This window comes from Burkholderia sp. Ac-20392, from assembly GCF_017104585.1.
GTDB lineage: Bacteria > Pseudomonadota > Gammaproteobacteria > Burkholderiales > Burkholderiaceae > Burkholderia > Burkholderia lata.
This window is the reverse complement of the sequence record NZ_JAAGPB010000927.1, coordinates 1-1640: the sequence shown is the minus strand read 5'-3', so window position 1 is coordinate 1640 and position 1640 is coordinate 1. Positions and strand designations below refer to the sequence as shown.

The following is a 1640-nucleotide window of genomic DNA, read 5'->3' as shown; positions in this document are numbered from 1 at the left end:
ACGATGCGCGATTCGCCGGCTCGACGTCCGCGCCCAGGTTCAGGCGGTAGCCTGTCGCGTACGCCGCATGCACGGTCCAGCCGAGGCCCGCCGCTTTCAGCCGGCTGCGCAGTCGGCTCACGTACATGTCGACCGTGCGGGTCTGCGTGGACGCTTCCGCGCCCCACACGAGCCGCAACAGATCCTGTCGCTGCACGACGGTGCCGGGATGCTCGGCCAGATGCCAGAGAATGTCGAACTCCTTCGCGCTGAATGCGTGCGACGCGCTGCCGTCGGACACGGTCAGCGTCGCGCGCGACAACACGCAGCCGCCGAGCTGCATGCGCCCGCTGTCGACCGACAGCGCCGCGAAGCGCCGCAACAACGCGCGCACGCGTGCGAGCAGCGTCTGCTTCTCGAGCGGCTTGATCAGGAAATCGTCCGCGCCGGCGTCGAGAATCTTCACGATGTCTTCTTCGTCCGAATGCACGGTCTGGAAGATCACCGGGACGATCGAGCGCGCGCGGCTACGCACCCACCCGAGCAGCCGCTCGCCCGTCATCCCGGGCAGGTCCCAGTCGAGCACCAGCAGATCGGCCCAGCTGTCGCCGAGGAAGCGACGCGCGTCGAGCCCGTCGCCGAACGCCTCGACGCGGTAGCCCTCGGCCTTGAGCCAGGTGACGAGCAGCGTGCGCTGCACCGGATCGTCCTCGACGACCACGATCTGCTTGGGCTGCTGCACGGTGCGCTGCATGTTCGGTTCGGACATCGCGGAAATAGGGTTGGTCAAGCGAAAAGGAAAGGATGCCGGCGCTCAGCCGTCGGGCGTGACGCTCGCGCGCCAGCGCGCGATGCCGTCCGGCACGGCCGAAGCTGCCGCGCCTGCCGGCGTGGGCATCGGCAGGCGCATCACGAACGCCGTGCCGACGCCGCGATTCGATTCGGCGTACAGCGTGCCCGCATGCGCGGCGGCGACCTGCGCGGCGAGCTGCAGCCCGAGGCCGAAGCCCATCGAGCCACGCTTCGCGAGCGGCGCGAAATCGGTGATGCGCCCATCCGTGGCGAGGCCCGGCAGGCCGCCGGCCCAATCGCGGATCGTCACTTCCGCGTGCGCGTCACGCACGTGCAACCGGATCTCGACGCGCGCGCCCTGCCGCGACGCCTGCACCGCATTGTCGATCAGGTTCTGCAGCGCACGGGCGACGAATACGCGCGCGCCGCGCAACCACAGCGGTACGGCGTCGTCGAGCCAGAGCTGCAACGCGACGCCGCGATAGACGGCGCCCACTTCGAGCTTCGGCACGAGCTCGCGCAGCATCGTGCGCAGGTCGAAGCGTATGAAATGGCGCTGGCGGAGATCGTCCGCCGCCGACGCGACGAGGTAGTCCTGGCCGAGCAGCAACGCGTGCCGCGCGAGTTGCGCGATCCGTTCGAGGCCGCCGCACGCGGCGAACGCTTCGGGATCGGCGTCGTGCAACTGGGTCAGCGCGAGTATCGAATTCTGCGGCGAACGCAGGTCATGCGCCAGAAAGCGCAGCGACGCGACGCGCTCGTCGAGCGCGCGGCGCAGCGGCGTGATGTCGGCGACCGTGACCGTCGCCGCGATCGCCGGATCGTGCTCGACCGGCTGCAGCGTCAGCCACAGGATCGCGTCGTCGGTG

The 1640-nt window shown here is 69.8% G+C and carries 2 protein-coding genes; both read right to left on the bottom strand.

Annotation, left to right across the window (positions count from 1 at the left end; all coding sequences use genetic code 11):
- Positions 1–748, bottom strand: a 748-nt coding sequence (locus G3N99_RS39770; protein ID WP_174948099.1) for a response regulator transcription factor, incomplete at its 3' end; no start/stop codon positions are given.
- Positions 749–793: 45 nt separating this feature from the next.
- Positions 794–1640 (bottom strand): HAMP domain-containing sensor histidine kinase (locus G3N99_RS39765; protein WP_206125138.1); only part of this gene is annotated, 847 nt, incomplete at its 5' end.